Raw genomic sequence first — 25,888 nt, forward strand, 5'->3', positions numbered from 1 at the left:
TTAAATTGTATCCCTACTAGTAATCTTTCGATCTAAATAGCTTGTTTCATTCCATGCTATTTCATTAAAGGTCTTTCCTTGATTTTCAGTGTCAAGAATCGTCAGGCTAGTATTAGTCAAGCCGCCACGTTTTCTAATATCAGCAACGTCATAACCCTCAAGAGTTCTAATTAATGCACATAGAGCTGCCCCGTGGCTCACCAAAAGCACCTTATCATCTTTATTTGGATAGCGTTTAACAATATCACTAATTAAACTTTTACCACGTTTAATCATGTGTTCAAAGTCTTCACCATGAAAAGTTGATGGATCGTAGCGTTCTGGCGAATAACGAAAGGCCTTAATTTGATCAGGGTATTGACTCTCAGCGTCAACAAATTTCATTCCCTCAAGATCGCCAAGATTAAACTCTTTTAGGCGATCATCTACAATAACTGGAACAGTAATCCCCATATCATTTCTAAGCATTACAGCAGTAGTTAAAGCACGTTGTAAAGGACTAGCATAAAAGGCCCTAAACTTAGTTCCCTTTAAGTACTCAGCTAATTTTTTAATATCTTCATAGCTTTCTGGTAAGAGTGGTGAATTACCACTACCTCCTTGATAGCGCCCTTCTAAATTCCACTTTGTTTTTCCATGTCTAACAAAATATAATTGCATACTTTTCCCTCCACTTTTACTATTTATTATAAGTTTTCAGGACAGAAAATAACAGTTTCTAAAAACAAAAAGAAGCCTCATTGAGACTTCTTTTGACTATACTAATTGTAATTGCTTTTCATTCTGGTAAGCACGGTCAATAGTTGCTCCGCCAAGACATTCTTCGCCATTATAAAAAACAATTGCCTGTCCTGGTGTAACGGCACGTGCAGGCTCATCAAATTCAACATGGACTGTATTATCTTTTGCATGGTAATGCATAGTAACACCAACATCTGGCTGGCGGTACCTGAACTTAGCTGTACACTTCAAGTCAATGTCATGATCGGGTAAACCAGTAAAGAAAGAAACACCACTTGCATCTAAGCTAGTAGCATATAAAAGCTTACTGTCGTATCCCTGCTCAACGATCAATTCATTCTTTTTTAAATCCTTACCAACTACAAACCAAGGATCAGTTGATTCTTTCGTTGAACCTAAGCCAAGACCAGATCTTTGACCAATAGTATAATACATTAATCCAGCATGCTCGCCCACAACTTTTCCATCAGGGGTAACCATCTTTCCTGATTGAGCTGGTAAAAACTCACTCAAGAATTTTCTAAAATTACGTTCACCAATAAAACAGATTCCAGTTGAATCCTTCTTCTTGGCAGTTGCAAGGCCTGCAGCAATTGCGATTTCACGCACCTGAGGCTTGGTTAAGTTAGCAAGTGGGAAGATTACCTTTTTCAGTTGATCTTGTGAAAGTTGACTTAAGAAGTAAGTTTGGTCCTTATTGCCATCCTTTGGCCGCATCATATGTACAATACCATTCTCATCAACTTTAGTTGCTGCATAGTGCCCCATTGCAATATAATCTGCATCTAGGTCCATTGCAAAGTCTAAGAAGGATTTAAATTTTATTTCTTTATTGCACATTACATCGGGATTAGGAGTTCTGCCTTTTTTATATTCATTTAAGAAATATTCAAATACTCGCTCCCAATAATCTTTTTCAAAGTTAATAGAATAATAAGGAATGCCGATTTCATCTGCAACTTTTTTTACATCTTCGTAATCTTCAGTTGCCGTACAAACTCCGGAATCATCAGTATCATCCCAATTCTTCATGAAGACGCCGACAACATCAAAGCCTTGTTGTTTGAGTAAAAGAGCAGAAACTGAAGAATCGACTCCCCCACTCATTCCAACAACGACTCTAATTTTGCTGTTATCTACCATTTTATCTTTTTCTCCTTTTAGCAAGGTGCAATAATCTGACGATCTTCAAGATCCTTTAAAATGAAGTCAAGTAACTCAACCATTGGTACTAACTGCTTATTTTTAAAAATATTAACTTTCTGTAAGCCATTAGTATCAGTGACTACCATTGTTAAATGATCTAAATCTTCGTTAATTGTTAGTTTCAACTGACAGGTCGCATTATAAGGGGATTCATTATATAAAGGATGCTTATACATGAAATTACCTCTTTTAGTCTTAGTAAAGCCTGCATCAATTAAAGCGTAACGCTTAATTTCTGGACTAATTGTAAATTTACGATTATCGCCATTAATAATTACTGTATTTGCCATAAAATATCACTCTCAATATTATTATCTTATTTTTTGTAAGTGTTAAGTATATAATTTTCAATAACATTATACATTAAAACAAGTTCTAGCCAAAAATGGTTAGAACTTGTTAATTATTTACTTAATCGTTGACACATTTTAACTAAGCTATCTGCAAAACCTTTAACTTCATCTGCAGTAGTAAAACGTCCAAAACTAATTCGAATCGATTCTTCAATACGAGGAGAGTTTTTACCATACATTGCCTCTAACACATGAGAGGGATTTAATGAACCTGCTGTACATGCCGATCCACCTGAAACTGCATAACCATTCAAATCTAAGTTAGTCAAAGCAGAATAAGTTCCAACGCCCTTTAACCACAAGTTTAAAACGTGATGGGAAACGGCTCCCTTAAGTGAGCCATTAATTTCATAGTCAATCTTATTTTGATCAAGTTCATCAAGAATTATTTGCTGAAACTTTCGATAATTTTCCTGAAGCTGTTTTTTGTCCATCTCTCTCAATTCTTGGGCAGCAACGCCAAAGCCGGCAATTCCTGGAACATTCTCAGTCCCTGGACGACGCTTTAGTTCTTGCTCTCCTCCTAAAAGAAGATTACTTACATTTAAGCCATTTTTTTCATAAAGAAAGCCCAAAAATTTAGGTCCGTTAACCTTATGAGCAGAAGTAGATAATAAATCGATATTCATATCTTTAACATCGATTTCAATATTTCCAAATCCTTGCACGTCATCTACATGAAAATAGGCATTTGAATCTTTAACTAGTTCACCAATTTCTTTTAGAGGCATGATTGAACCAACTTCATTATTAACTGCCATTACTGAAACTAGAATCGTATCTGGCGTTAATTCTCTCTTTAAGTCCTTTAAATTGATATGTCCAGCTTCATCTACATCAAGATAAACAATTTCATATCCTTCTTGAGCTAAACGTTTCATTGGATTCAAAACAGAGGGATGTTCAACCTTGGTAGTAATTATTTTCTTGCCAATTTTCTTTCTAGCACGTGCTGTCCCAAAAATTGCAGTATTATTACTTTCAGATCCGCCACTAGTAAAAATAATTTCTTTATCTTCTGCATTAATTGTTTCTGCTAGTTGGTGACGAGCTGCTTCAACCACTTGACGTGCTTTACGTCCAAATGCATGTTGACTAGAAGCATTTCCAAAATCATTGGTCATCTCACTACTAATTTTTTCAATTACTTTTGGATCCATCGGAGTAGTAGCCGCATTATCCAAATATACATTTTTTCTAGTCATGTTATACCTCTTTATCTTTCTTACATTTTGGAAGTGGCTATTTTATTTTAACATAAAAAATAGACTAAGTTCATCTGAACTTAGTCTATCATTACCCTAATCTAAAACTGTTTCTTCAAGATAAGATGAAATTACGCTGGCTGCTTTAGCACCCACTTCTTTAACAAACTTATCAAAGTCATTATCAGCATTAGCATCGCCATTATCTGAAATAGCACGAATAGCAACTAAAGGCGTATTGAAATGTCTAGCAACTTGTGCAAAAGCTGCTCCTTCCATTTCCACCCCAAGTGCGTCAGAAAAGTTCTTTTTAATTTCATCTTTTTGTGCTTCAGATTGTACAAAAGTATCCCCCGTAACAACAAGACCTTCTTTAAAGTCTACATTTTGGCTTAAAAGATACTTCTTAAATGCTTCACGTGCTGGGTTCTTAAGATTAAATCTTGCTGGTTCACGTGGAATTTGACCTTCAACGTATTCTCCAGCGCTCACACAATGTGCATCATGGTAAGCAAAACTATCTACCAAAATTAAATCTTTTCTTTTCACATTTTCTTGCATTGAACCAGCAGAACCAGTCATAAACACTAAGTCAATATCTTCTTTAGTTAATAAGCTAGTTAAGTTCATAGCCGCATTAACTTTTCCAATTCCACTAAGACCTAAGTAAATGTCATTTCCATTAATTGAAAAGTGATCAAATTCAGTTGTACCAAAAACTTCTTTAGTTTCAGACTTAAAATGCTTTTTATAAAATTCGGCCTCTTCTTCCATTGGAACAATAATCGCAATTTTCATTTTTTACCTCTAAATCTAAAGTTTAAACAAAGCGAACAAAACTATAATTAATAAAACAACAACAATTAAAATTGCATAGTTCAAGCGCTTTTTTAAACGATTAATTCTATTTTCACGCTCTTCTTCTGAAGAAAAATTCTCTCTTGATTCAAAATTAGCAGATTCCTTAACTGTTGGTTCTGGATCAACCTCATCAACTTGTTGATCATCTTTCTTCAAGCGCTTAAAGTTATCAAAAATTTTTCTTATTTTTTTCTGCTGTTGCTTTTTACGATAATCTGCCCGTTTTTCAGTCATTACTTTGGTTTCCTGTTAAAATCATATTTTCCCAGAATGTAATTGCCATAACAGTCTTAGCATCCATAATCTTGCCTGACGCAATTAATTGTTTTATCTCAGGAAGACTGTACCATTCTTGAGTTAAAAATTCATCTTCATCAAGAGGACGTTTGTGCTCAATTTTTGACAAAGTATCACAATAGAATAAATGAATTTTTTCATCACAGAATCCAACTGAAGTATAAAATTCACTTACCTTTTCCCAATATTCTGCCTTATAGCCGCCCTCTTCATTTAACTCTCTTTTCATTGCATCAAGTGGAGATGCATCTGTTTCGTCAATTAAACCTGCAGGAATTTCTAGAGTTAACTGTTTGATAGGTTCTCGCCATTGCTTTACAAGAAGCATTTTTTTCTCATCATTAATTGCAATTGCTGCACTAGCATCGGGATGCTTAACTATTTCACGAGTTGCTGTTTTTCCATTAGGTAGACTAATAGTTTCAACGTTTAAGTCGATAAGTCTACCTTCGAATACAGGCTTGTTTGAGATTTCAGTTTCTCTTAGATTCACTTAATTTCTCCTTTTAGTCATGATCAACATAAACGTTGATACATTGTAGACCCTTTTTTCCTTGTGCTAATTGGTAACGTACTCTTTGACCTACATTTAACTTTTTATAACCTTCTTCTTTAATCGATTTATAAAAAACAAAATAAGATGAGTGCGTTAGATCATCCTCAATAAATCCGTACGCAGAATTCGAATCGAATTGTTTAACAGTACCCTTACGCATTATTTCTCTAAGCCTTCTTTTTCTGCTTCAGGAAAGTTTTCAGCTACAATAGCTGCACAACGCGCACATAGTTCTGGGAAGCGTGAGTCACTACCAACATCAGTTGTAGTACGACGACATCTTGGACAAACTTCACCAGCTGCATGTTCTACCACGATTGAAGCAGTTGATAATTTTTCTGCATTTTCAGGTGCTTGATCATCACTGATTGTTAAATCGGAAACAATTAAGATCTGTCTTACATTTGCATTTAATTTATCAAGAAGTTTTCTAGTTTCTTCAGTTGGGTAAAGAGTAACGTGTGCTTCAAATGATTTACCAATTACCTTAGCGCTACGTGCTTCTTCAAGAGCCTTCAAGACATCAGAACGAACCTTCATAAAGTCATTCCAGTCTGTTAGAACTTCATCTTCATTAGCAAAATGTTCTACTTCTGGCATGTTAGCAAGTTGAACGTAATCTTCTGGTTCCTTTAAATAGCCCCAAACTTCTTCCATCGTATGTGGCAAGATTGGTGTCATCAACTTAGTTAACTTAACTAAAACGTCATAAATCACAGTTTGCATTGAACGACGAGTTTCGCTGTCTTCTGGATCGATATAAAGAACATCCTTAGCAAAGTCTAAGTAAAAGGCAGATAAGTCATTTGAAATAAAGCTAAATACTTTCTTATAAACACTATTGAAATCAAACTTATTGTATGCTTCAATAGCTTCTTCAATCAAGCGATTCAACTTGATTTCCATATATTGATCAACACCAGACATGTCTGGGTAAGCAATTGAATTTTGCTTAGGATCAAAGTCAGTAGTATTAGCGAGCATAAAGCGCATAGTATTTCTAATCTTACGATAACTTTCAGCAGACTGACGTAAGATATCTTGAGAAACAGCGACGTCAGAAGTAGTATCTGCTCCGGCTACCCATAAACGAATAATTTCTGCACCCATTTGCTTAACCACATCATTAGGTGAGATTACATTACCTAATGACTTAGACATCTTGTGTCCCTTATCATCTAACACAAATCCTTGTGATAAAACTTGTTTATAAGGAGCTTTACCGGTTACAGCTACTGAAGTAATTAAACTTGAGTTAAACCAACCACGATATTGGTCACTACCTTCAAGGTATAAGTCTGCTGGGAATCCTAAACCATCTCGCTCTTTCATTACACCAGCCCATGATGAACCAGAATCAAACCAAACATCTAAAATATCAGTTTCTTTTCTGAATTTACCATTTGGTGAATGCTCTGACTTAAATCCTTTAGGAAGCAATTCTTCAGCAGTATGAGTATACCAAGCATTAGAACCTTCCTTTTCAAAAATTTGAGCAACGTGTTCAATTGTTTCCGGAGTAACAATTGGTGTGTCATCTTCTGCGTAGAAGATTGGAAGTGGAACACCCCAGGCACGTTGACGAGAAATTACCCAGTCACCACGATCTTTAATCATATTGTAAAGACGAGTTTTACCCCAGGTTGGAATGAAGCTAGCTTTTTCAATTTCTGCTAAAATTTGATCTCTAAATTTATCAACCGAAGCAAACCACTGAGTAGTTGCACGATAGATAACTGGTTTCTTAGTGCGCCAGTCATGTGGGTATGAGTGAGTGAAGAAGCTAAGTTTTAAGAGCGCACCAGCTTTTTCAAGTTTATCGGCCACCACTTTGTTAGCATCATCATAGAACATACCAACTAGGTCAGGATCTGGCACTTCTTTAGTAAATCTACCTTGTGCATCCATTGGACCAAATACTGCCAAACCATAACGACGACCAACATTGTAGTCATCCTCACCAAAACCAGTAGCATTATGAACTAAGCCAGTACCATCATCATCAGTAACATAGGTATCGTTCATAACTAGACCATATTGACCTAACCCAATCTTACCATAAAGAGGATGTCTATATGTCATTCGGTCGAAATCAGTACCCTTTAGGGTCTTAAGAACTTTATAGTCTTTCCAGCCTAAATCCTCAGCAACTGCTGAAAGGCGATCAGCACCGATCACATACTTTTTACCGTTAACTTCAACAACTACATAATCAAATTTGGGATTTACAGTAATTCCGACGTTACTTGGAATAGTCCAAGGAGTAGTAGTCCAAATTACAAGTGAAGTATCTGAATCTAAGATTCCTTTTCCATCTTCAATTGGGAAAGCAACATAGATTCTTGGTGATTTAATATCATGGTATTCAACTTCTGCTTCAGCCAAAGTTGATTCACTTGACCATGACCAATAAACAGGCTTCTTACCCTTGTAGATGTAACCTTTTTTGAACATTTCGCCGAATACTCTAATTTCTTCAGCTTCAAACTTAGGCTGTAAAGTAATATAAGGATGATCCCAATCAGCCATTACGCCTAAACGCTTAAAGTCGGTCATTTGCTTCTTAACTTGTTCTTCAGCAAATTGACGGCAAAGTTCTCTATACTTTGCGCGATCCATACTTTTACGATCAACGCCCTTTTTAGCTAGCTGCTGTTCAACTGGAAGACCATGCGTATCCCAACCAGGAACATAAGGAGCATAATAACCATTCATATTCTTGAAACGAACGATAATATCCTTAGAGATCTTATTTAATGAGTGACCCATGTGAATATTACCATTAGCAAATGGAGGGCCATCATGAAGGTCAAAGCGAGGCTTGCCTTCATTGAGCTTTAATCTTTGTTCATATAATTTATTTTCTTCCCATTCTTTTTGCCATTGAGCTTCACGCACTGGAAGATTTCCGCGCATCTTAAATTTAGTTTTGCCCAAATTCAATGTATCTTTGACTCTCATAAAAAATCCTTTCTTATATAAAAAAAGCTTCATCCCAAATAGGACGAAGCTTCTCGTGGTACCACCTAACTTGAACAGAACAACAGAATACAGTTATTCCATTCCACTTATATCTGTGTATCGCACAGACAAACGTTTAAGCCAATTGGCAGCTGATTAACTTTCGACACGTGTTAGTCTTTCACCATCACTAACTCGCTAAATCGTCTACTTGTTGGTACTGTCGACTTAAATTAGTTATTTTTTAAATCATCTGGGAAAATAATTACAGGACCATCACGCCGCTGGGTATTTTCTTCTGTAGCATGCATGCTTTCCTTAACTGGACTATCTCCGGTCAAGACACCTGGCTTATCTTCCTTTTCTTGAACAGAGTTTACTTCATTTACCGCATTATTGTCAACCTCTGGATTAGCTGATACAACATTTTCTTGTGGTGCTACTTCGTTATCCATTGGACCATCAGGAATTGACTCATCTTCAACTGGTTGCGATCCATCTGCTGGATACAAACGTGAACGACCATAATATTTATCTAAGTAATATTGCCAATCAGAATCACTTAATTCTTTAACTTGATCCTTTAACATTCCTTGAACGGCTTCTCTAAAGTCTTCAACTTTTGCCTTAAGCAAATCATAATCATGATTCAAAGTATCATACTGGCTCTGAAGTTCGGCTCTCTTTTTATCCCCATCATCTTGAGCCTTTTTAAGAATATCATCCGCGTCTTGATTAGCTTTTTTGATAATTTCTTGAGCTTCGACATTTGTCTTCTTTTTAATTTCTTCAGCATTTTCTTGTGCAGAAATTAAGGATTCATTAATCGAATCTTTTACTTTGTCATATTTTTCAACACATTTTTTTAACTCAACATTTTCATTTTTTAAATCAACAATTTGGTCAAGTGCATCCCCATATGCATCAACAATTCGATCTAAAAAACTATCTACCTGTTTGGAATCATATCCACGAAGTTTAGTTGCAAACTCTTTATTATGAATATCCATTGGCGTCAATGTCATATTATCACCTTTTCTTTGCTTGCCATGCCTTTATTTCAAGTCGTTTCTTACCTTTCTTCGTAGTGGTAAGATTAATAATCTCATATCTACCATAATGGCGAATACTAAGCATATCCTGTACAGAAACAATTATATTAGATTGAGCTACAAGATGCCAATTTAATTTTACTTCACCATCTTCAATCATCTTTTTAACTTGGCTTCTACTTAAATTAGTAACAGCGCTAACCACTGCATCTAAACGTAAAGAAATGGTAATCACACTCAATTCTTTGCTATCATCTTCTTGCACTAAAACTTTTGAAAGTGGAAATTCATGCAACTTTACTTTTGTCCTACCAACACGAGTAACTTGTTCAAGGAAGTAATTCTTCAATTCAGTTTTAACAAAAAACTGCCACGTTCCATTCTCATCATTGATAATATCGCCAAAAGTATCTAATTTAATACCTAGATGGGTCAAGACACCCAGGATTTGACTATGAGTAAGTACAGCCCATTTATGTGGATAAGCAATTTCAAAAAGTGTAATTTTAAACATTGAGGGTTCATATGCTTGAATCCAATCGCATAAAAGCAACCTCTTTTTTTCAGCATTTGAAAAACCACCAAAGCTATACAATTGTGCATAGCCACCAACAATTTCTCTAAAAATATATTGTTCCCTAGGATTTAAGAAATCAGTCAAAATTGGCTCATTTTTAAATAAAAATTGATTAAAAAGACCGACGAAATAATCTACCGTCGGTCTTTCACTTTCATCAAAATGTTGATAAAAACTACTAGCTTGTCTTTTTTCCATTTTATCTAATAAGTACGTACCTAATTATATTTGCTATCCAATAAAGAACATAATTATTTACAAAATAAATTACTAATAAAGCTACCACTGGAGCAAAGGAAATTCCAGCAATTGGAGGGATGAAACGTTCAAATATCTCCAAATAAGGCTCGACAATTTTTCCTAGTACTCGACCAACTTTAGTTACAAGTAACCTTGGAATCCAAGTTAGTAAAGTATAAATTACAATCAGAAAGCTATAGATATTCAATAAATCAGAGATAATACGTAATATCCAGCCTACAATTGAAAATATCATTAATCCATTTTATCTTTCTTTTCAACTAATTCAGCAATTTTGCCATCAGTTTCAAATTTAGGTGGAGTTGCCAAAAAGATCTTATCGCCAACGCGCTGAATTTCACCGTTTAAGGCATAAACAGTACCAGTAATAAAATCAACTATTCTACGTGCCTGTTCATCATCCATACGAGCAAAATTAATAATAACAGCCTTGTTATTGAGAAGATTTTGAGCTACTTCTTTTGCATCGGAATATACACGTGGTTCGTACAATACAATCTTGCTAGTAGCACCTACGCCTGAATTGATAGAAACAACATTAGCTCTTCTCTCATTTTTTTGAGCTTGAGGAACTTCTTCCCCTTGTTGTTCTGCTTCAGAATATGGTGCTTCATTCATTTCATCATCTTCAGCAATACCAAAAAATCTGCCTAATTTGTCAAAAGCCATAATATTTTCCTCCAAATATTAATCCTGACGACGATGCTTGAAGAATGGAATATCATTGTCTGATTCATCATCTGCACTAGTTTCGATTTGAGAAATGCTAGTAGAGTCGTCTGAACTAAATGAATCGAACTCATCGTCATCTTTTTCTTCATTTTCTACAGGTTGTGGACGCTTATTTTCTTTTCTATCTTGCTTCCAAACGCTTGTGGGGTCAAGTAAAGTATCTTGAGATTCTTTCTTTTCTGCATTTACTTCTGGAGTAGCTGGAGCAGAAGTTTCGTTTGAAACTGTATTTTCAACTTTAACTTCTGAATTTTCCATTGGTGAAGGAACTGTTTCAGTTTCTTCCTTCTTTGCAGGTTCTGGATTTACTACTTCTTGACGGCTTGGACGTGAAGGGCGACGCATTGGTTGTTTTGAAGCCTCTTCTTCTGCTTTTGAGTCAATTCCAGTAGCAATTACTGTAACTACAACTTCATCGCCCAAGTTTGCATTAATTGATGTACCAAAAATAATATTTACTCCATCACCAGCAGCTTTTGAAACAATATCAGAAGCATCTTGAGCTTCAAATAAAGTTAAATCTGGTCCCCCAGTAATGTTAAGCAATACTTGCTTAGCACCATCAATTGAAACTTCCAATAATGGAGAAGAAATAGCAAGTTTAGTAGCTTCAACAGTTCTATTTTCACCACTAGCACGGCCAATTCCCATTAAGGCTGCACCTTGATTTTCCATAACAGTCTTAACATCAGCAAAGTCAAGGTTCACATAGTCAGTTGAAGTAATCAAATCAGAGATACCTTGAACACCTTGACGAAGAACATTATCAGCTTCTTTAAAGGCATCCATCATAGGCGTCTTCTTATCAACCATTTCTAACAAACGATTATTAGCAATGATAACTAAAGTATCAACATATTGCTTTAATTGAGCAATTCCTTCTGCCGCATTTTTTGAACGCTTTGGTCCTTCAAAAGTGAATGGACGAGTAACTACTCCAACAGTTAAAGCGCCAGTTTCACGTGCGATCTTAGCAATTACTGGAGCAGCACCAGTACCAGTACCACCACCCATACCAGCGGTAATAAAGATCATATCTGCACCTTTAAGTGAGTCTTCAATTGTCTGTTGACTCTCCTCGGCAGCTTTTTGACCAACCTCTGGATGAGAACCCGCACCTAAACCACGAGTAAGTTTAGGTCCAAGCTGAATCTTGTTTTCTGCTTTATTGCTATTAAGAGCTTGTACATCAGTATTTGCAGCAATAAAAGAAACACCTTGTACTCCTTCATCAATCATTCGGTTAACGGCGTTACCACCGGCACCGCCAACACCGATTACTTTAATGACTGCATTTTTGTTGTCATCAGAATCGAAAGTAAAATCCATTTACTAAACCACCTTATTATTAATCAAAAAATTTCTTAAAGAATTCTTTGATTCCTTTTTTATTATTCTTATTATCATCATTCTCTTCAGACGTAGAGACCGTTGATGTAGCACTAGTCTTATTATAATCTTCTTTCTGCTCCATTTCACTAGGAGTTAGACGTCTTTTGAAAAATTTCATATTTTCTTGAGACGAAGATTGATTAGAAACAGGTGTAGCAACCTGATTTCCATAAATAACGCTGTTAACTAAATAGTCAATATCTGCCAAGCTATAAGCATAATTTACTACTCCATAGCCTGCTGCATACATTGGATTCCGTAGTCCCATTTGGTCAGGTTGAAAAATTCGAGCTTTAACGCCAAAATCGTCTTTTACAATATCGTCAATTCCTTGAAGTGCACTACTTCCACCCGTAATCACAACACCGCCCGGCAGGCTAAATGCATCATGAGACTTTAGTCCCTTTCCAATTCGACTAAAGGTTTGATCAAGACGAGCATTGATTATTTCACTCAAATACTCTTCATCAATCATCTTAGGAGCATTCTCGCCTACCACATTAACTGGAAATTGATTGTCACTAGAAGTTAAACTTGGATCAGCATATCCAAATTGCAATTTGATCTTTTCAGCTTCTTTTTTAGATGTATTCAGGACAACTGAGATATCATTGGTGATATCAATTCCACCTTCTAAATCAATTGTCGCGTACTTAATCTTATTTTCGTGAATTACAGTGGCTGTCGTTGAACCTCCACCTAAATCGAGAATAATTGTTCCAAATGTTCTCTCGCCTTCATCAAGAGCCACACTTGCAATTGCTAATGGTGTAGGAACAAAGAAGTTATTTTGATACCCTGCTCTTTCAATAGCTTTGCGAATATTGTGCAGGTCGGCACTAGGCGCAGTTAATAATATGCCATGAACTTCGAGAGAATGCGCGATCATTTTTCTTGGATCGTCCACATCCGTTTTTCCATCAATTAAAAATTTATTAGGTAAAAAAGCAATTGCTTCTCTACCATCTTTTAAAGCAGTATCGATCGCAGTTACTAAAACACGTTTTACATCGTTATCCGTAACTTCTCTACCATTTTCTTCAATATTAATTAATCCGACTGCATTCTCCAATTGTAATAAGCCTACTGGAATTCCAGTCACTACTCGATAAATTTTAGAATTTGTCTTTTGTGCTACTTTCTTTAAAACAGCACTGATACTTTCAGCAGTTTGATCAATATCAACTATTTTTCCATGCCGCATTCCTTTGGTAGGTCCATTTGCGGCACCAATAATTTGCATTTCATTTGATGCAGTGTCTGCGACAACTGCTTTTACACTTGTTGTTCCTATATCCAAGCCTACAAGTAAATCAGTTTTATCCAAGGTAATGCCCCCAAAACATAACTATACAATAAATTTTAACATATGGCTTACATTCTCACTAATCTCAAGTCAGCCCTAATTTTACTTTTTCTGCTTGTGTTAGCGGCCTGCTATAAGCGCCAATTTCAAAGTCAATTACTGACGGTTCTTTAAGCTGACTCTTGATTTTGTCATAGTACTGTATCTTGCTTTTAATTGTTGAAAGATTTCCAATAACTATATTATTATCTTTCATTACTAAAACGATCTGTGTCGGTCTGCGCGTTTCACCACTCAGCATCTTTACTTGATCGCGAATATGTTGTGGGAGACTGGCATAAACCTTAATATCTTCGCTAAGAGAAACTTTCTGATTATATCCAATAAATAAAAGTTTATTTTTATCAATTTTGTTTTTATCAATCACCTGACTACCCACTTTTCCTGTAGCCAAAATTTTTCGATAACCTATCCCTTCATGGATATAACCAATAATTGGACGTTCTTTAATAGTTAGAATTAAATGATTAGTATTCTGTACACTCACCTGTACTTTTTCTATTTCAGGAAAAGCATCCGACAATTGCTTACTGTATTCTTTTCCTTTTAGTAAACAAAATACAATCTTATTTCCAGGAGAAATATTTGCAGTTTTAACTACCTGCTTACTATTTAACTCGGGTGCACCCTTCACCTGAACACTTGCTACATTAGCTTTTGGAGATACATAATAGCCCAAGGCAAAAATACAGCATAATGAAAAAAGAATTATAAATCCCAAGCGTGTTAACAAAGCATGTCGTCGTTCAGCCTGCAATTTAGTTAGTGAGGCAGAGACCCGTTTTTTCTCATTATTATTAACTTTATTTTTATAATCAATCCATCCCGATAATTCTTTTTTAGGATCTTTCTTGGTTATTTTATCTTTCTTTTTGGTCACATACCTCACTTCCTTTCATTATTTGTTTTTAATTAAACCTTCCATTACTGAAATTACTTGATCAGATGCATCCGGTACACCTAATCTCTTTGATGCTTCACTCATCTGTTTAGCATAATTTGTATCCAGCAGAATATGATCAATCGACGATACAAAATTATTTGGATTCAAATCATCTTCTGCAATCACTAGAGCAGCGCCTGCTTTTTCCATATCCACCGCATTCTTCATTTGATGATTATGAGTTACATTAGGACTAGGAATCAAAATTACAGGAACTCCAAGTGCAGTAAATTCGGCCAAACTAGTTGCACCTGATCTTGCTACAACACAAGTCATTTGTGGTAATAAACCTGGCATATTATCAATATAAGGTACAATTTTCACGTTTGAGCTAATTTTCTTGCCAGCCAATTTCTTTTTGACATCACCATAATATAGTTGCCCAGTAGCCCAAATAACTTGATATGGCTTTGTTTCAAGTTCTGGAAGAGATTTTTCAACGATTTGATTAATTGCCAAAGCGCCACGAGAACCACCAAAGATCAGAACAGTTGGCATATTAGGATTTAAGTCCCACTTTTTAGCAATATCAACGTTTTCTTTGTTTAGTCCCAGAACTTGCTGAGAGCGTGGATTTCCCGTTTTAACAAGTTTCTTTTTTTCTGAAAACTGCTTTGCAGCATCATCAAATGTGTAACAAATTTTATCGACATAATGCGCTAAGAATTTATTAGCTAATCCAACAACAGAATTAGATTCATGAATAATTGTTGGTACATGCATTTTGGCTGCTTCATAAACAATCGCACCTGAAACGTACCCACCAGTTCCGACTACTACATCAGGTTTGAAATCCTTGATAATTTGTTTGGCTTCTTTAGTAGCTTTAATGAAGAGCTCAATTGTCTCAAAGTTCTTTAAAGGATGTTTACGATCAAATCCTTTGATTTTTAATGTTCTAAAAGGAACTCCAGCTGCGGGAACGATCTTAGACTCTAATCCACGATCAGTTCCGACAAATAAGATCTCATCGTTTGTAACTAACTTACGTTCTTTCAAACGCTCGATTAACGCCATAATTGGATAAATGTGGCCACCAGTTCCGCCACCAGAAAAAATTACTCTCATTTTACTTAGTCTTTAATTCCTTAATAAATTTTACAAAAAAGTCTCCACGTTCTTCAAAAGTATTAAATTGATCCCAAGAAGCACATGCTGGTGAGAACAAAATAACATCTCCTGCTTCACTCAGTTCATATGCACGTGGAACAGCTTCTTGTAAAGTATTAACAATAACAATATCTTTAATGCCAGCTTTACGAGCAGCATCAGCTAAAAGATATTTAGTTTCACCATAAAGCACAATTGATTTTACATGTTTTTTAAATAGTGGGACAAGAGAATCAAACATAAAGCCACGATCTAATCCACCAGCAATTAAAACTTCTGGTTCTTTAAACGAAGGAATAGCTACTGTAGCTGCTTCAATATTAGTTGATTTTGAATCATTATAAATCTTACGATCATTGTAAGTCATTACATATTGCAGACGGTGTGTAGCACCAGTAAAAGTACTTAATGCATATTGAATATCACTGTCGTCTGCACCCATCAATTTAGAAATAGCAATTGCTACTAGGCAATTTTGTTGGTTATGAATACCTGGGATCTTAATATCGCTGATCTTCATAATTTGATGATCATCTTTACTTTCAAGATATTCATCACCAATAAAATAATCTGCTGTCTTATCTGTTTCAGAAAATGTTTGGACTTTAGCTTTAGTTTTCTTTAATTCTCTGTCTAAAATATTCTTTTGATCAAAGTTAGCAATAAAATAATCGTTTTGATCTTGTGATTGAGTAATTCTTAGTTTAGCTTCAACATAATTATCAAAGGTCTTATGGTAATCAAGATGAACATTGTTGTAAATATCTACAATGGCCGCTACTTTAGGCTTAATATCTGTTACACCAAGCAATTGGAAGCTAGACATTTCTACTACAAGTAAATCTTTATTTGTAGCTTTTTCGACAACTTCTGAAATTGGCACACCAATATTACCAACTGCATAAGCATGACTACCTTTTTTAGATAAATGATGATCCATAATTCTTTGTGTGAGCATGACAGTAGTCGTTTTACCATTTGAACCAGTAACACAAACATATGGAGCTTCACTTACATTAAGTGCAATCTCTGGTTCAGTGATAACTGGAATGTTTAGTTTTAGCGCTTTTTCAACCATTGGATTTTCATAAGGAATGCCGGGGTTTTTAACAAGATAGTCGAATTTTTCCTTATCAAAAATCTCTACTGGATGATGTCCCGAAATAACTCGAACACCTAACTTCTCTAATTCGGCTGCGCGGTCATCATTAGATAAGTCCTTTTTATCATTTAAGGTAAGTTTAGCACCTAGCTTTAAAAGAAGTTTAGCTACTGAAAAGCCACTCTTTCCTAAACCTAAAATTAAAATATTTTTATTTTCATATGTTTTTATTTTTTTCATTTTAAAATTAACCCCAGATAATTAAATAAATAATGCTTCCAATTAAACCAACAATCCAAAATACGATATCAACTTTCCATTCAGACCAGCCAAGCATTTCGAAATGGTGATGGATCGGTGTCATCTTGAAAATTCTTTTTCCAGTAGTTTGGAAAGAAATGACTTGCAAAATAACACTGAGTGTTTCTAAAACAAATACAATTCCGATTAAAAGTAATGACCATGGCCGATGAAGGAAAATTGATACAGTTGCTAATCCTCCGCCAAGAGCTAAGGAACCTGCATCCCCCATGAAAATTTTAGCTGGTTTGTGGTTAAAAATAAAGAAACCAACTAAACCACCAATTACACTTAAAGTAAATGCAACAATTACCCAATTTCTTTCTTGGTAGGCAATCCAAGCATAAGTTGCGTAAGCAATAATAGATAAACCAGTTGCTAAACCATCTAAGCCGTCAGATAAATTAACTGCATTTGAAAATCCAACTAACCAGAAAAGTACAAATAAACTGAATAAGAAAGAATTTCTTACCATTCCTGCAAATGGAATATATAATTCAAAAGCAAAATGATCGCTAAATGCTAGGGCAATAATCAAAGCAGCAATGATAATTTGACCTAGCAATTTCTGCCAAGCTTTTAATCCTAAATTACGTTTGAAATATAACTTAATTCCATCATCTAAGAAACCAATAATTCCATAGCCTAAAAAAGCGATAATTAAAATCCAAGTAGTCTTATTTAAATCTTTCTGCCAAATTAAAACCCATAAGGTGGAAATAACACTGGCAAGCATGAAGACAACTCCACCCATAGTTGGGGTACCAGATTTTTTCTCATGCCATTTTGGCCCTTCATCTCTAATCACTTGGCCTTCATGTTTCATTCGCATAAAGCCAATAAACAACGGTAAGAAGATAACCGTAAGAGCAAAACTGCTAATGAACGGTATCAAAGAAAACTGCATTTTGTATTACTCCTTTAACTTTTTGTTATTTCAAGTTTACTGATAACTTACTATTTTTATCAATTACTTTTCCAGATGGAATAGATTGTTTTGTAACTTTCCCTTTTCCATTAATTGTAATTGGAATATCAGTTGTTGTCATAAAGCTATTAACCTCAGCTTCTGTCCACCCGACCATGTTCGGGCAAGTAACTTGACCACCGGTAAATAAGAAAATCTTATCATCCGTACCTTGTTTTACCCCGGCACTAACTGATTGACGACTAACTGTTTTGCCAGTTCCGATAATCTCAATTGAAACGCCAACGTTGTTAGCCTCTTCTTTCGCTTTTTCAATACTTTTACCAGTTAAAGCTGGAACAGTTACTTTTTCGTTAACCTTTGCTGTCGAATCTGAAAGAGAAATCAAACGATTCATAATCGGCTTAAAAATAGAAGAAAGAATTGTTTCTGCTGGTTTAGACATCTTTTGAGGTTGCTTCATTGTTAAATAAACACAATAGCGTGGATTATTAGCAGGCGTTACACCAACTACAGAGAAAATATAGTTATTATCACCTGTTAAATATCCTCCATGTGGTCCAGCAATTTGAGCCGTACCAGTTTTAACAGCGATACTCTTTCCTGGCATCTTATAAGCAGCCCCTGTACCATAAGATGCATTCACGACATCTTGCATTCCTTTTAAAACAGTTTTTGCTGTCTTAGCAGAATAAATTGGAGCACCAACTTTTGTACGGTGGAATTTTTCTACTACTTTTCCTGAAGGAGAAACTATTTTCTCAACAAATTGCGGCTTCACCATTTGTCCATTATTTGCTAAAGCGCTATATGCTTGCATCATTTGCATCGCATTAACGTTAACACCCTGTCCAAATGCTGTAACTGCTTGGTTTAATGGGGTAGAAAAGTTTAAAATTCCAGCTGTTTCACCAGGAAGGGTTACTCCTGTTTTTTTGCCAATTCTGTATTTATTTAAATACTCTTTCCATGTCTTAGCTCCCATCTTTTGCTCAAGCTTTACAAACCCAACATTACTTGATCTTGGAAATGCTTGGCTAAATGGAATACTTCCCCAACCACTATTATTCCAGTCATGAATTGTTGATCCTTGAACAGTAACTGCACCAGATTTATATTGCTCATTAGGGTTGTAATTTCCACTTTCAATTGCACTTGAATAAGTCAAGACCTTAAAAACTGAACCTGGTTCATAAGAATCTTGAACTAGTATATTACGCCAAGAAGTATCTAAACCTTGTTTGGTCTGAGGGTTAAAAGTAGGACGCTGAGAAGCAGCCAAAATTTTACCAGTTTTGATATCTTCTACAACTGCTGTTAGCGCCTTCGGCTTATATTTATCTTGTACTTGAGACATTAAAACTTCCAAATAACTTTGGAGTCTTGAATCAAGCGTTAAGTAAATATTATCGCCATCTTGAGTTGCACGAGTTGTCTTTTGACCATTAGGTAATTGATAATTTTCTGCATCCACAAATGCTTCACGATAACCATCTTTACCCGCTAACTGTTTGTCAAAATAAGCCTCGATTCCCATAGTACCGACTAAATTACTTGTTCCCTGACTTTTTTGAGGTTGAGCTAAGCCAATAATATGCGAAGCAAAATTACCATTTGGATAAAGCCTAGATGGCGTTTCGACAAATTTAATTCCTGGTAACTTCATCGCCTCAATCTTTTTCTTTTGAGACAATGTTAAGCCAGTACCCGCAGAACCAAATTCTACCTGAAAAGCCTTATGCTTCGGCGTCAAATATGAATATATTTTTTCTTCACTTAACGGAAGCACCTCGGCCAACTTTTGTGCGGTCTTACGTTTGTTTGTCACATACATTGGCTTATTATGATAATCAATTGAACTCTTGTCTAAAATTGCATATACAGTAAAAACATGGGCATCTTCTGCAAGAGTTAAACCATTTTTATCATAAATTGTTCCTCTCGTTGCTTTTAGAACTTCATTTCGCCGGTAAATTTGATTTACTCGCTTATTTAAATTCTCACCAGCAACCTGATTCGAAATACCTATATATAAAAATCTACCTATAAATACAAGAAAAACCAAAGCCAAGACTAGCTGGAGGATTCTCCCCACCGTAAAGCGGTAGCCGTGGGCTTTGGATCTATTTCTATTTAAGTTATTAAACTTTTTCATTAACGAACATTCCTAATGTTACTCTCAACCAAGTGCAAGCCTTGATCACGGGCAATTTTATTAATTCTAGTAGTTGACGTTAATTCACCAATCTCCTGACGAAGATCAGTGTTATGACTCTTTTGAGAAATTATCGTCTGCTCAACATTTGCTAACTGGTGCTGGGCACTAGTAGCAGAAATGCTGGCTGAAACCAATAAAATCATTAATCCTAATGTAATAAGTGAACCTAGAACGACTAAACTTTTTTCAAATGCTGTCCAAGGAACGCTTTTGGGATTAAGAACAATTGCTTTCTTTGGCTGCTCAGTCTGCTGTTGACTTTGTTGATAATTTAAATTTCTTGCTGAGCTATCAGCCATCTTCTTCTCCTTAAATATTAACTAAAAAACTATAATTTCTCTGCAACCCTTAACTTGGCACTGTGTGAGCGGTTATTTTCTTCTAATTCATCACTACTTGCCATGATAGGTTTGCGACTAATTAATCGCAATGTTGGTTTACTGTCAGCCGGAACCATCGGCATTCCGCGTGGTATCTCGACTTCAGAATACTTTTTAAAGATCTTTTTGACGATTTTATCTTCGTGAGACTGAAAAGTAATCACACTAATTCGACCACCCGGTCTCAATAGCTTAATTGCTTCTTCAAGAGATTCTTGCAATACACCTAATTCATTGTTAACTGCAACTCGAATTGCTTGAAAGCTCTTCTTAGCAGGATGCCCTCCACTTCGTCTTGCATATGCTGGAATTGCATCCTTAATTACATCTACCAAATCAAATGTAGTTACAATCGGTTTTTCTCTTCTTCGATCTACTATCTTTCTAGCAATCTGACGAGAAAACTTTTCATCTCCATACTTATACAAAATGTCACTTAGTTCTTTTTGTGACCAAGTGTTTATAATTGTATAGGCATCTAACTCTTGGCTTTGATCCATCCTCATATCTAATCGAGCATCAAATCGATAAGAGAAACCTCGTTCAGGTTGATCAAACTGCGGAGACGAAACTCCAAGATCGTAATATATACCATCTATTCCATCTGAAATTCCCAGCTCTACCAGATTTTTTTTCAAATGACAGAAGTTATCGTGAACCAGTATTAATTTAGGTTCAGCTCCTGGTTTCAATTCCTCAGCAAAACTTTCTTTTACCATCGAAATTGCATATTCATCTTGATCAAATCCAATAACTGTTCCTCTATTCAATTTACTGAGTAGATATCGGGCATGACCGCCACCACCAAAAGTTGCGTCAACATAAAGACCATCATCTTTTGGATTTAAATTGTCTATTGTTTCGTGCAAAAGCACACTTTTATGCTTGAATTTCATAATTTTTATAACTCGATGTCATCCAAGTCTTCTGCGATATCGTCATAGTTCTCATTGGCTTCTTCTGAGAAATCATTCCAGCGTTCTGCTGACCAAATTTCAATTCGATTAGAAACACCAACGATCACACATTCCTTAGTGAGTGCGGCATGCTCTTTCAGTGTCATGGTCAGATTAACACGTCCTTGCTTGTCGAACTCACTCTCCATCGCACCTGAGTAGAAAAGACGCGTAAACTTACGTGCACTTCTCTTTGTCAGTGGAAGTTTGGCTAACTTAGCCTCAATTTTTTGCCATTCTTCGATTGGATAGCCAAAAATACAGCCCTCCATTCCACGAGTAAATACCATCTTCTCGCCAATCTCGTCTCTAAATTTGGCCGGTATAATGAGCCGCCCTTTACTGTCGAGATTATGATGATACTCGCCCATGAACATGGTCTAGACCCCCTTTCCAATGAATAGTTTACCACACTTCCCCACTTTCTACCACAAGTTTTACACTTTTTATTTAGATATTCTGTTATTTTATGATAATCATAATTTTATCCAAAACAAAATGCCCTTATCACAAGGATAAGAGCACTTTGATTTTTAATAGAAAAAGTGGGGAAAAACGTTATAATAACAGCAAAATTAAGAGACCCACATACCAAACAATGGATGAAGCAGCGAGATAGTGCCACAATGTACCCAAAGTTTTTGCAACAGAAATATTTTTATTCTTGACAGCGGTATAAACAGAAACAATTACTACCAAAATAAAATATAATAAAAAACCATAAGGCAAAAATGACGGTTGCTTAGTTTCTTGCGTCAAGAGCTGACAAGCTGCAATGAAAAAAAATGGTAAAATATCATAACCACTAAATTGAGCCTTAGGAAATAACTTCATTAAAAAAGCTGCAACGACGATCCCACATAAAGGGACTAAAAAGATAAGCAAAAAATTCATGAAAGACCTCCAATAAGTTTATTTTAAACTATTTCAATTAAATATAAAATTATAATTAAAATCATGGTAAACTAGAATTATTAATTTAGGAGGCAGCTATGAGAAAACGTAAGAAAAAATCCGGATTTCAGAAATTAACTATTGTTATGGCCTGGTTCATGGCAGTGATTACCCTCCTTGGTGTAGTAGCTACTGCCTTAATCGGAACTGGTGTCTTTCAATTTTAATTATTTTACGCAAAAAAGGAGTCGCAATCGTGCGACTCCTTTTTGTTTAAAAATAATATTCCTTTTTCAAAAATGGATACTCTTCAGCAAGTTTTACCCAAAACCAATAAGCACACAAAACTAAGATAAAACACCATAGCAAATTAGGTAAAATACTATTTAAAAAACTTGCAAAAGATAATTGTATTATCCCTACTAGATTTAATGTTAGATAAACATAAAAGCTCACACAGAGATAAACAACTAAACAAATTAACAAGCGAAACCAAAATACTTCAGGAAGAAAACGTGCACTCTGTTGAATAAGAAAACAAATTAAAGGAAATGCTACTGTATAGATACCAATCACGCCTAAATAGTAAAGGTCCGCAATAAGGCCTAAACCCAAACAAAGCCAGATATTGGCATCATTTTTATCATCGCATAGGGCTATTAAAGTAATCCCAACAACTGTCAGCCAGCAACTGCCAGAAAAGCCTCGATGAAAGATAAAAGTTTGTAAATTATAGGCTAATACTCCATCCAAAATTAGCGCCATAAATAAGGCAATGGCAACATACCATCGACGCAATTCTGCCATTACTCTTCAACCTTTCTTTTAATTACAGATACAACCGATGGATCATTAAGGTTACCAGCCGGCTGAATTTCAACAACATCTGATAAGCCAAAAGTATCTCGTGTTGTCTTTGTAACTGTTCCGATTAAAAGACCTTTTGGTGATAAACCACCCATTCCACTAGTATAAACTTGAGTACCTTTTTTTAATTTCTGCCCATCAACCACTTGTGTAAACGCTAATTGATTATTTCCTTCAACAGAAATCACACCATGCACCTTTTTACCATTAGCTGCATCAGCTTCTACAGCAAACTTATTTGTAGACTTATCAGTTGTAGTAATTAATTCAACTTTAGAAGTTGTACTATTTACCTCAACCACTCTTCCGATTACGCCTTTACCAGACATTACTGGCATATTTTTCCTAACTCCAGCTCGTGACCCTTGATCAATAACTAATAAATCTGACCAAGTATCAGCAGCACGAGAAATTACGGACCCATTGATGATAGTATAGTCGGTTAAAGTTTTCTTTAATTTTAGAGCTTGTTTTAATTGCGTATTTTCTGCTTCCAAAGAGCTGTTCCGTGCCTTAGTTTGAGCGAGGTTATCAATTTGTTTTTTCAAATGATCATTTTCAGCTTGAGTATTGAATAAATCTTCGACATTAGCCACCCCATTAGAGACCAAATTAATTGGCCAATTCACTACTCTTGTAACAATTGAAACTGTATCATTACCAATTTTTTGAACTAAGAATGGCGTTTCTCTCTTATTACGTAAGCGGATGGAAATAGACAACATACTTAAAACTAAAATAACTAGTACGAAAATTGTCAATAACTTTTTGTTTTTGAGAAATTTTTTCATCTACTACTATCTTCCTAATTTAAAAGTTAATAGAAAAAGACCGGCTTTTACGCCGGTCTCCAAATTAACGTCTCTTACGCATAACTTCAATATTTTTGAGAGATTCACCGGTACCAATTGCAACACAATCAAGTGGATCTTGAGCAATAAAGACTGGAACTTTAGTAGCGTCTGAAATAACCTCTGGTAAGTTCTTTAAAAGAGCTCCACCACCTGTTAACACAATACCATGATCAATAACATCTGCAGCGATTTCAGGAGAAGTTTCTTCCAAAGTTTCTTTAATCGCTACAATAATATTTTGAACTACTTCTTGAATTGCCTTTGAAACATCTACTGCCTCAATATCAATTGATTTTGGCAATCCTGTTACAAGATCACGACCACGGATATTCATTGATTCAATTTCTTTTGCCTTTTCAACTGAAGCAGAAGCAATCTGAATCTTAATTGTTTCAGCGGTTCGTTCACCAATTAATAAATTGTAGTTTTGGTGAATGTAAGTTGCAATTGCACTATTGAACTTATCTCCTGCCATTCTAGTAGAACGGGAGGATACAATACCACCTAATGAAATAGTTGCAACATCAGTAGTTCCACCACCAATATCAACTACCATTGAGCCGGTTGGATCCATAACAGGAAGACCAGCACCAATAGCTGCTGCAAATGGTTCTTCAATCACGTATGCTTCACGTGCACCTGCAACTCTAGCCGCATCAATAACTGCTCTCTTTTCAACTTCTGTTACACCTGAAGGTACACAGATCATAGCAGCAGGCTTTGAATTACCCACAGTCTTTTCCATGAAATATTTGAGCATTGCAGCAGTTGTATCGTAGTCAGCGATTACTCCATCTTTCATCGGACGAATAGCAACAATTGAGCCAGGAGTTCTACCAATCATTTCTTTGGCTTCTGAACCAACAGCAATAACTTCACCCGTTTGAGTATTTTTAGCAACAACAGAAGGCTCACGCAAAACGATGCCTTTACCTTCAATATAAACGAGTGTGTTGGCAGTTCCCAAATCAATCCCAATATTTTTAGATCCTAATCCAAACACGCAAAATCTCTCCTTAAATTTATCTCTTTAATTATTTTAGCCTAAATCGTATCTTTATTTAGTCTTAGATATTATAGCATAGAAAATCTAATGTAAAAATTTGCTTTAAGAAAATTTGCTCATACTTAAGGAAGACTTAAAGAAGTTCCATCTCTCGAAAGCTTAAATAAGTATTATCAGTCACAATAAAATGATCCAGAAAATCAATTCCCATACACTTACTTGCCTCTGCTAATTTCTTAGTAAATCGCAGGTCATGCTGAGATGGTTGTTCATCCCCACTTGGATGATTATGAGCTACAAAAAAAGCCGTACTGTTATAAATTACTGCCCAGCGAAAGATATCTCGTGGATGGGCAACTGCCCTATTTACTGTCCCTTGAAAAATCAACTTTTCAGCAATAATTTTATTCTTTGAATCAAGATAAATTCCATATAGTTCTTCTTGCGGACGGCCACATAACTTATCAGCTATATAGCATCCTACCTGCGAACTAGAATAGAAACTCTCAATTTCTTTATTATTAACGCCTTTTATACGCTCTAGCATGAGCTGCAGTACGACTGCTAATTCATCTTCGCATTTGGGACTAGCCGCATACTGCCACATTTCCTTAAAACTACTTATGCCTGCTTCTTCTAGCTTTTTAAATAAACTATCAAAAGTAACAATATCTTTTTCTTTCAAAGATCTAGCTAATTTTTTTACTAGATCGACATCAGTTTGCAATAGTTCTTCTTTTTTCATAAATATCAATTACTCCTTTGATATT

Annotated in this window: 29 protein-coding genes; 1 reads left to right on the top strand and 28 read right to left on the bottom strand. The window is 35.5% G+C overall.

The annotated features are described in order from the left end of the window. The 24 genes from F3I00_RS06270 to F3I00_RS06385 all read right to left on the bottom strand — a co-directional run bounded on the left by F3I00_RS06270 (nucleotide 1) and on the right by F3I00_RS06385 (nucleotide 22,391). A complete protein-coding gene (locus F3I00_RS06270) occupies nucleotides 1–660 on the bottom strand; it encodes a histidine phosphatase family protein (protein ID WP_020807150.1) in 660 nt (219 codons plus the stop codon). Nucleotides 661–756: 96 nt separating this feature from the next. Continuing rightward, nucleotides 757–1,884 carry a tRNA 2-thiouridine(34) synthase MnmA gene (mnmA, locus tag F3I00_RS06275; protein WP_020807151.1) on the bottom strand — a complete coding sequence of 376 codons (1,128 nt, stop codon included), beginning with the start codon at nucleotides 1,882–1,884 and terminating at the stop codon, nucleotides 757–759. Between the two features lie 17 nt (nucleotides 1,885–1,901). Continuing rightward, nucleotides 1,902–2,237, bottom strand: a complete 336-nt coding sequence (locus F3I00_RS06280; RefSeq protein ID WP_003648614.1) for a DUF1831 domain-containing protein — start codon at nucleotides 2,235–2,237, stop codon at nucleotides 1,902–1,904. Between the two features lie 113 nt (nucleotides 2,238–2,350). Continuing rightward, entirely contained in the window at nucleotides 2,351–3,505 is a 1,155-nt protein-coding gene (locus tag F3I00_RS06285; RefSeq protein WP_020807152.1) for a cysteine desulfurase family protein, read from the bottom strand. Between the two features lie 96 nt (nucleotides 3,506–3,601). Further along, complete coding sequence (locus F3I00_RS06290) at nucleotides 3,602–4,303, bottom strand: 5'-methylthioadenosine/adenosylhomocysteine nucleosidase (protein ID WP_020807153.1); 702 nt, start codon at nucleotides 4,301–4,303, stop codon at nucleotides 3,602–3,604. 15 nt (nucleotides 4,304–4,318) lie between these two features. Further along, nucleotides 4,319–4,600, bottom strand: coding sequence for a hypothetical protein (locus tag F3I00_RS06295; RefSeq protein WP_020807154.1), 282 nt, complete (start codon nucleotides 4,598–4,600; stop codon nucleotides 4,319–4,321). Beyond that, nucleotides 4,593–5,156 carry an NUDIX hydrolase gene (locus tag F3I00_RS06300; RefSeq protein ID WP_003648610.1) on the bottom strand — a complete coding sequence of 188 codons (564 nt, stop codon included), beginning with the start codon at nucleotides 5,154–5,156 and terminating at the stop codon, nucleotides 4,593–4,595. Before F3I00_RS06300 ends, F3I00_RS06295 begins: the two co-directional genes overlap by 8 nt. Nucleotides 5,157–5,169: 13 nt before the next feature. After that, nucleotides 5,170–5,379, bottom strand: coding sequence for a cold-shock protein (locus tag F3I00_RS06305; protein ID WP_020807155.1), 210 nt, complete (start codon nucleotides 5,377–5,379; stop codon nucleotides 5,170–5,172). After that, nucleotides 5,379–8,180, bottom strand: a complete 2,802-nt coding sequence (gene ileS / locus F3I00_RS06310) for an isoleucine--tRNA ligase (protein WP_020807156.1) — start codon at nucleotides 8,178–8,180, stop codon at nucleotides 5,379–5,381. Before ileS ends, F3I00_RS06305 begins: the two co-directional genes overlap by 1 nt. Nucleotides 8,181–8,413: 233 nt before the next feature. Further along, on the bottom strand, nucleotides 8,414–9,205 hold the full coding sequence (locus tag F3I00_RS06315) for a DivIVA domain-containing protein (protein ID WP_020807157.1): 792 nt from the start codon (nucleotides 9,203–9,205) through the stop codon (nucleotides 8,414–8,416). A gap of 4 nt (nucleotides 9,206–9,209) precedes the next feature. After that, on the bottom strand, nucleotides 9,210–10,007 hold the full coding sequence (locus tag F3I00_RS06320) for an RNA-binding protein (protein WP_020807158.1): 798 nt from the start codon (nucleotides 10,005–10,007) through the stop codon (nucleotides 9,210–9,212). A gap of 1 nt (nucleotide 10,008) precedes the next feature. Beyond that, nucleotides 10,009–10,305 carry a YggT family protein gene (locus tag F3I00_RS06325; protein WP_003647107.1) on the bottom strand — a complete coding sequence of 99 codons (297 nt, stop codon included), beginning with the start codon at nucleotides 10,303–10,305 and terminating at the stop codon, nucleotides 10,009–10,011. Then, nucleotides 10,305–10,739, bottom strand: a complete 435-nt coding sequence (locus F3I00_RS06330) for a cell division protein SepF (protein ID WP_003648605.1) — start codon at nucleotides 10,737–10,739, stop codon at nucleotides 10,305–10,307. Before F3I00_RS06330 ends, F3I00_RS06325 begins: the two co-directional genes overlap by 1 nt. A gap of 18 nt (nucleotides 10,740–10,757) precedes the next feature. Further along, the gene (ftsZ, locus tag F3I00_RS06335; RefSeq protein WP_020807159.1) at nucleotides 10,758–12,131 is read right to left on the bottom strand and encodes a cell division protein FtsZ; all 1,374 of its coding nucleotides are present in this window, start codon (nucleotides 12,129–12,131) and stop codon (nucleotides 10,758–10,760) included. Nucleotides 12,132–12,150: 19 nt separating this feature from the next. Further along, nucleotides 12,151–13,521, bottom strand: a complete 1,371-nt coding sequence (gene ftsA / locus F3I00_RS06340) for a cell division protein FtsA (RefSeq protein ID WP_003648603.1) — start codon at nucleotides 13,519–13,521, stop codon at nucleotides 12,151–12,153. A gap of 64 nt (nucleotides 13,522–13,585) precedes the next feature. Then, the gene (locus tag F3I00_RS06345; protein ID WP_159311034.1) at nucleotides 13,586–14,440 is read right to left on the bottom strand and encodes a cell division protein FtsQ/DivIB; all 855 of its coding nucleotides are present in this window, start codon (nucleotides 14,438–14,440) and stop codon (nucleotides 13,586–13,588) included. A gap of 18 nt (nucleotides 14,441–14,458) precedes the next feature. Further along, the gene (gene murG, locus F3I00_RS06350) at nucleotides 14,459–15,571 is read right to left on the bottom strand and encodes an undecaprenyldiphospho-muramoylpentapeptide beta-N-acetylglucosaminyltransferase (RefSeq protein WP_065169546.1); all 1,113 of its coding nucleotides are present in this window, start codon (nucleotides 15,569–15,571) and stop codon (nucleotides 14,459–14,461) included. 1 nt (nucleotide 15,572) lies between these two features. Then, complete coding sequence (murD, locus tag F3I00_RS06355; protein WP_020807162.1) at nucleotides 15,573–16,955, bottom strand: UDP-N-acetylmuramoyl-L-alanine--D-glutamate ligase; 1,383 nt, start codon at nucleotides 16,953–16,955, stop codon at nucleotides 15,573–15,575. Between the two features lie 7 nt (nucleotides 16,956–16,962). Then, complete coding sequence (gene mraY, locus F3I00_RS06360; protein ID WP_003648599.1) at nucleotides 16,963–17,922, bottom strand: phospho-N-acetylmuramoyl-pentapeptide-transferase; 960 nt, start codon at nucleotides 17,920–17,922, stop codon at nucleotides 16,963–16,965. Nucleotides 17,923–17,947: 25 nt separating this feature from the next. Further along, nucleotides 17,948–20,098, bottom strand: coding sequence for a penicillin-binding protein (locus F3I00_RS06365; protein ID WP_020807163.1), 2,151 nt, complete (start codon nucleotides 20,096–20,098; stop codon nucleotides 17,948–17,950). Further along, nucleotides 20,098–20,460, bottom strand: a complete 363-nt coding sequence (gene ftsL / locus F3I00_RS06370) for a cell division protein FtsL (RefSeq protein WP_003647099.1) — start codon at nucleotides 20,458–20,460, stop codon at nucleotides 20,098–20,100. The genes F3I00_RS06365 and ftsL overlap by 1 nt, the downstream gene beginning before the upstream one ends. A 29-nt stretch (nucleotides 20,461–20,489) precedes the next feature. Beyond that, nucleotides 20,490–21,437 carry a 16S rRNA (cytosine(1402)-N(4))-methyltransferase RsmH gene (rsmH, locus tag F3I00_RS06375; RefSeq protein ID WP_020807164.1) on the bottom strand — a complete coding sequence of 316 codons (948 nt, stop codon included), beginning with the start codon at nucleotides 21,435–21,437 and terminating at the stop codon, nucleotides 20,490–20,492. 5 nt (nucleotides 21,438–21,442) lie between these two features. Continuing rightward, entirely contained in the window at nucleotides 21,443–21,874 is a 432-nt protein-coding gene (gene mraZ, locus F3I00_RS06380) for a division/cell wall cluster transcriptional repressor MraZ (protein WP_003648596.1), read from the bottom strand. Nucleotides 21,875–22,055: 181 nt separating this feature from the next. Beyond that, nucleotides 22,056–22,391 carry a DUF3397 domain-containing protein gene (locus F3I00_RS06385; RefSeq protein ID WP_003648595.1) on the bottom strand — a complete coding sequence of 112 codons (336 nt, stop codon included), beginning with the start codon at nucleotides 22,389–22,391 and terminating at the stop codon, nucleotides 22,056–22,058. A gap of 98 nt (nucleotides 22,392–22,489) precedes the next feature. Here F3I00_RS06385 and F3I00_RS06390 point away from each other — a divergent pair, with 98 nt between their 5' ends. Further along, the gene (locus tag F3I00_RS06390) at nucleotides 22,490–22,618 is read left to right on the top strand and encodes a DUF4044 domain-containing protein (protein WP_003648594.1); all 129 of its coding nucleotides are present in this window, start codon (nucleotides 22,490–22,492) and stop codon (nucleotides 22,616–22,618) included. 46 nt (nucleotides 22,619–22,664) lie between these two features. Here the strand turns inward: F3I00_RS06390 and mreD are convergent, their stop codons facing one another. The 4 genes from mreD to F3I00_RS06410 form a co-directional block, all read right to left on the bottom strand. After that, entirely contained in the window at nucleotides 22,665–23,198 is a 534-nt protein-coding gene (mreD, locus tag F3I00_RS06395; protein ID WP_020807165.1) for a rod shape-determining protein MreD, read from the bottom strand. Continuing rightward, nucleotides 23,198–24,049 (bottom strand): rod shape-determining protein MreC, encoded by an 852-nt coding sequence (mreC, locus tag F3I00_RS06400; protein WP_020807166.1) that lies wholly within the window; start codon nucleotides 24,047–24,049, stop codon nucleotides 23,198–23,200. The genes mreD and mreC overlap by 1 nt, the downstream gene beginning before the upstream one ends. Before the next feature lie 64 nt (nucleotides 24,050–24,113). Next, nucleotides 24,114–25,115: a rod shape-determining protein gene (locus F3I00_RS06405; RefSeq protein ID WP_003648591.1), complete on the bottom strand. Its 1,002-nt coding sequence runs from the start codon at nucleotides 25,113–25,115 to the stop codon at nucleotides 24,114–24,116. A 136-nt stretch (nucleotides 25,116–25,251) separates the two neighbouring features. Next, nucleotides 25,252–25,863 carry a RadC family protein gene (locus F3I00_RS06410; RefSeq protein ID WP_020807167.1) on the bottom strand — a complete coding sequence of 204 codons (612 nt, stop codon included), beginning with the start codon at nucleotides 25,861–25,863 and terminating at the stop codon, nucleotides 25,252–25,254. Nucleotides 25,864–25,888: the final 25 nt, after the last annotated feature.

The organism is Lactobacillus sp. JM1, from assembly GCF_009834385.1.
In the GTDB taxonomy this organism is placed as follows: domain Bacteria; phylum Bacillota; class Bacilli; order Lactobacillales; family Lactobacillaceae; genus Lactobacillus; species Lactobacillus paragasseri.

What these genes read in the sequence shown, in the direction of transcription:
- F3I00_RS06270 (WP_020807150.1), bottom strand. Translation starts at nt 660, where the DNA reads ATGCAATTATATTTTGTTAGACATGGAAAAACAAAGTGGAATTTAGAA.
- mnmA (WP_020807151.1), bottom strand. Translation starts at nt 1,884, where the DNA reads ATGGTAGATAACAGCAAAATTAGAGTCGTTGTTGGAATGAGTGGGGGA.
- F3I00_RS06280 (WP_003648614.1), bottom strand. Translation starts at nt 2,237, where the DNA reads ATGGCAAATACAGTAATTATTAATGGCGATAATCGTAAATTTACAATT.
- F3I00_RS06285 (WP_020807152.1), bottom strand. Translation starts at nt 3,505, where the DNA reads ATGACTAGAAAAAATGTATATTTGGATAATGCGGCTACTACTCCGATG.
- F3I00_RS06290 (WP_020807153.1), bottom strand. Translation starts at nt 4,303, where the DNA reads ATGAAAATTGCGATTATTGTTCCAATGGAAGAAGAGGCCGAATTTTAT.
- F3I00_RS06295 (WP_020807154.1), bottom strand. Translation starts at nt 4,600, where the DNA reads ATGACTGAAAAACGGGCAGATTATCGTAAAAAGCAACAGCAGAAAAAA.
- F3I00_RS06305 (WP_020807155.1), bottom strand. Translation starts at nt 5,379, where the DNA reads ATGCGTAAGGGTACTGTTAAACAATTCGATTCGAATTCTGCGTACGGA.
- ileS (WP_020807156.1), bottom strand. Translation starts at nt 8,180, where the DNA reads ATGAGAGTCAAAGATACATTGAATTTGGGCAAAACTAAATTTAAGATG.
- F3I00_RS06315 (WP_020807157.1), bottom strand. Translation starts at nt 9,205, where the DNA reads ATGACATTGACGCCAATGGATATTCATAATAAAGAGTTTGCAACTAAA.
- F3I00_RS06320 (WP_020807158.1), bottom strand. Translation starts at nt 10,007, where the DNA reads ATGGAAAAAAGACAAGCTAGTAGTTTTTATCAACATTTTGATGAAAGT.
- F3I00_RS06325 (WP_003647107.1), bottom strand. Translation starts at nt 10,305, where the DNA reads ATGATATTTTCAATTGTAGGCTGGATATTACGTATTATCTCTGATTTA.
- F3I00_RS06330 (WP_003648605.1), bottom strand. Translation starts at nt 10,739, where the DNA reads ATGGCTTTTGACAAATTAGGCAGATTTTTTGGTATTGCTGAAGATGAT.
- ftsZ (WP_020807159.1), bottom strand. Translation starts at nt 12,131, where the DNA reads ATGGATTTTACTTTCGATTCTGATGACAACAAAAATGCAGTCATTAAA.
- murG (WP_065169546.1), bottom strand. Translation starts at nt 15,571, where the DNA reads ATGAGAGTAATTTTTTCTGGTGGCGGAACTGGTGGCCACATTTATCCA.
- murD (WP_020807162.1), bottom strand. Translation starts at nt 16,955, where the DNA reads ATGAAAAAAATAAAAACATATGAAAATAAAAATATTTTAATTTTAGGT.
- mraY (WP_003648599.1), bottom strand. Translation starts at nt 17,922, where the DNA reads ATGCAGTTTTCTTTGATACCGTTCATTAGCAGTTTTGCTCTTACGGTT.
- F3I00_RS06365 (WP_020807163.1), bottom strand. Translation starts at nt 20,098, where the DNA reads ATGAAAAAGTTTAATAACTTAAATAGAAATAGATCCAAAGCCCACGGC.
- ftsL (WP_003647099.1), bottom strand. Translation starts at nt 20,460, where the DNA reads ATGGCTGATAGCTCAGCAAGAAATTTAAATTATCAACAAAGTCAACAG.
- rsmH (WP_020807164.1), bottom strand. Translation starts at nt 21,437, where the DNA reads ATGAAATTCAAGCATAAAAGTGTGCTTTTGCACGAAACAATAGACAAT.
- mraZ (WP_003648596.1), bottom strand. Translation starts at nt 21,874, where the DNA reads ATGTTCATGGGCGAGTATCATCATAATCTCGACAGTAAAGGGCGGCTC.
- F3I00_RS06385 (WP_003648595.1), bottom strand. Translation starts at nt 22,391, where the DNA reads ATGAATTTTTTGCTTATCTTTTTAGTCCCTTTATGTGGGATCGTCGTT.
- F3I00_RS06390 (WP_003648594.1), top strand. Translation starts at nt 22,490, where the DNA reads ATGAGAAAACGTAAGAAAAAATCCGGATTTCAGAAATTAACTATTGTT.
- mreD (WP_020807165.1), bottom strand. Translation starts at nt 23,198, where the DNA reads ATGGCAGAATTGCGTCGATGGTATGTTGCCATTGCCTTATTTATGGCG.
- mreC (WP_020807166.1), bottom strand. Translation starts at nt 24,049, where the DNA reads ATGAAAAAATTTCTCAAAAACAAAAAGTTATTGACAATTTTCGTACTA.
- F3I00_RS06410 (WP_020807167.1), bottom strand. Translation starts at nt 25,863, where the DNA reads ATGAAAAAAGAAGAACTATTGCAAACTGATGTCGATCTAGTAAAAAAA.